3 protein-coding genes are annotated in these 2,788 nt (G+C 58.1%); 1 reads left to right on the top strand and 2 read right to left on the bottom strand.

Translation table 11 applies throughout. The features are described from left to right. Window positions 1–22: 22 nt before the first annotated feature. Window positions 23–889: a pirin family protein gene (locus GIW69_RS25985; RefSeq protein ID WP_236485647.1), complete on the bottom strand. Its 867-nt coding sequence runs from the start codon at window positions 887–889 to the stop codon at window positions 23–25. Between the two features lie 60 nt (window positions 890–949). Then, window positions 950–1,366, bottom strand: a complete 417-nt coding sequence (locus GIW69_RS25980; RefSeq protein ID WP_236485645.1) for an OsmC family protein — start codon at window positions 1,364–1,366, stop codon at window positions 950–952. A gap of 130 nt (window positions 1,367–1,496) precedes the next feature. Here GIW69_RS25980 and GIW69_RS25975 point away from each other — a divergent pair, with 130 nt between their 5' ends. Beyond that, a complete protein-coding gene (locus GIW69_RS25975) occupies window positions 1,497–2,531 on the top strand; it encodes an amidohydrolase family protein (RefSeq protein ID WP_268945720.1) in 1,035 nt (344 codons plus the stop codon). Window positions 2,532–2,788: the final 257 nt, after the last annotated feature.

The following is a 2,788-nucleotide window of genomic DNA, read 5'->3' as shown; positions in this document are numbered from 1 at the left end:
GGGCTGGGGTGAGGGGGGCGGCTTAGCGCGGTAACTCGATCCGCTCAACTTCCCCCGGCACCGTCGGCCAATCCCCGGCCGCCCATTTGCGCCGCGCTTCATCAATCGCCGCCGGATCGCTCGCCACAAAATTCCAGTTGATTCGCCGCGGCCCATCCAGTGGCGCACCGCCGAACAACACCGCGTGGCATTCGTTCTCGGCAAACAGCGTCATTTCTTCCCCGGCCGGCAGCACCAACAAATCGCGCGGCTCGACCGGTTCGCCATTGAGCTGTACCTCGCCACTCAGCACATACAGCGCTCGCTCTTCATGCTCGGTGGGAATCAGCAGCGTGGTTGCCGTTTGCATCTTCACTTCCGCATACAGCGTAGGAGAAAGCACCGGCACCGGCGATTCAAGGCAAAAGCCTGACCCGGCAATCATGCGGATCTGAACCCCAAGGTTGTTGCTGACCGGTAACGTCGCCGCCGGGTGATGGCTGTAATGTCCCGGCCCTTGCTCGTGCTCTTTCGGCGAGGCCAGCCAGATCTGTAAGCCGTGGAACTCGAATCCGCTTGCCTTCAAGGGCTCTGGCGTGCGCTCGACGTGGGCGATGGCGCTGCCGGCAGTCATCCAGCTGACGTCACCCGCACTCACAACCTGATCGGAGCCGAGGCTGTCCTTGTGCTGGATTTGTCCTTCAAACAAGTACGTGAGCGTAGACAGACCGATGTGCGGATGTTGTCGGATGTTCATCCCCTTACCGGCGGGATAAACGGTTTCGAGCATGTGGTCGAAAAACACAAAGGGCCCGACGTTGCGGCATTGGGCTGACGGCAGCGGGCGAAGAATCGGCTGCCCTTCGACGTCTTCGGCGCGCGGGCGGATAACCAGGGGTTGGGGGCTCATGTCGCTTTCCAGGCTGGGCGGGTGGTGCGCAGAGCATAACCCGCCAGCGGGTCTTGGTGATTATTGGCTATCGAAGCCTTGCGGGGCGTGGGTTTCGATGGTGATTTCGCTGGTGGTCATCAATTTGTGCAGGGGGCAGCGGTCGGCGACACGATAGAGTTCTTCGCGCTGGGCGTCGGTCAATACGCCTTTGAGCGTGAGGGTGACGTGCAGGGTGTATTTGCCTTTCTGCTCTTCGCTGTTGTCGCGTTTGACCTCAACGCCGACGCCGGTCAGCGGGATGTCTTTTTTCTTGGCGTACATTTTCAACGTCAGCGCCTTGCAGGTACCGAGCGCGGCATCGAAATAATCGTGGGGCTCGGGCGCGGAACCTTCGCCACCGGCAGACACTGGGGCGTCGGCAAACAGTTCGTGATCATCGATTTGTACGGTGTGACGCAAACCTTCGGCGGAGATGGTATTGACGGTAACGGTCATGTGAACCTCGCAAGCGGTAGGAAAAGTCATTCGATCAAACTTGGTGTTGCAGTTATAGAGCATTCCTACAAGTGCGCGTTCCACTTTCCTGCCGTAGGTGAACCCTTTTCGTCGTAGCGGGGTCTAGGCTATGCCAGCCTGCCGGAGAGTACTTGTGTCCTTGTTTCGTTTAAGTGTTGCGTGCCTGTTGGTATTTACCGACGCTGCTGTCGCCCGGGACTACCGCTACAGTGATGCGCATCTGCATTACGTGGATTTTTTCCAGGAAACCGCCGGCATGCCGAAATTGCTCAAGGCCATGGACGAGAACGCCATTGACCATGTGATGATTTCGGGCATTCCCGTGGCCAAGAAATGGCACGAAGACGAGCCCAAGCGTCCGCGCTATTACGCCGGTGATGATGCCGATGCCTATTGGTACAGCGCGACCGATGTAATCGTCGCCGATGCCGTGCAGAAACTGGCGCCGGAGCAGCGGCGGCGCTTTCACCCGTTCCTGTCAGGCTTCAACCCCAACGACAAAAACTCCGCCGCGCACATCCAGCGCATGCTCGATCTGTACCCGGGGTTATGGCAGGGGATCGGTGAAGTATTCACCCGCCACGACGATCTGACGGCGCTGACGGCTGGCGATACGCCGCGCGCCAACAATGAGGCCATGACACGGGTCTATCACCTGGCGGCGGAAAACGATCTGCCGGTAATGCTGCATTCCAACATCACCTCCAAGCGTGAAAAAAATCCGCTCTATCTGGCAGAAATCGAGGAGCCGCTGCGCAACCATCCGCACACGCGCTTCATCTGGGCGCACGCGGGCACCAGCGCCGAAATTCATCGGCATCAGACACATATGGATTTTCTGTTGCCGACGTTGACTCGGTTGCTTGAGGCGTACCCCAATCTCTACATCGATCTGTCGTGGAGCATGCTCACGCCCTATCTGCTTGATGAACAGGGCAAGCCGCGCGAGGAATGGCTGGCACTGGTTGAGCGTCACCCTGAGCGGTTCATGGTGGGATCGGATGTAGTAGGGCGTTTCAACAAGCTTGGTCAGGAAATGCACAGCTATCAGCCGTTTCTGGATGCGCTGCCTGAAACGGTCGCTCGCAAGGTTGCACGGGATAATTTCCTGGCGATTTTGCCTCGAACTGCGCCCGAATTGTAGGCGCGAGCCTAGCGCGCGAATGCGTCAGTTCAGGCAATTGTCGTGACTGAAACACCGCTTCGCGAGCAGGCTCGCGCCTGCAGGGAATTGCGTCGTTAGAGAAAACTCCGATAACAAAAAGCCCCGCAATTCAGACTGTGTGAAAACCTAGCAATCTGTTGGCCGGTTGAAGAAAATGCCCGTATCGCAAGATACGGGCATTTTTCTTATGCGCTATATCCAAGGTGAAAACCGCTCCCAGAGCGCGCTGTTTCCAC

It is taken from the genome of Pseudomonas syringae (assembly GCF_021605415.1).
Classification (GTDB): domain Bacteria; phylum Pseudomonadota; class Gammaproteobacteria; order Pseudomonadales; family Pseudomonadaceae; genus Aquipseudomonas; species Aquipseudomonas syringae_S.
This window is presented reverse-complemented; position numbering and strand designations above follow the sequence as displayed.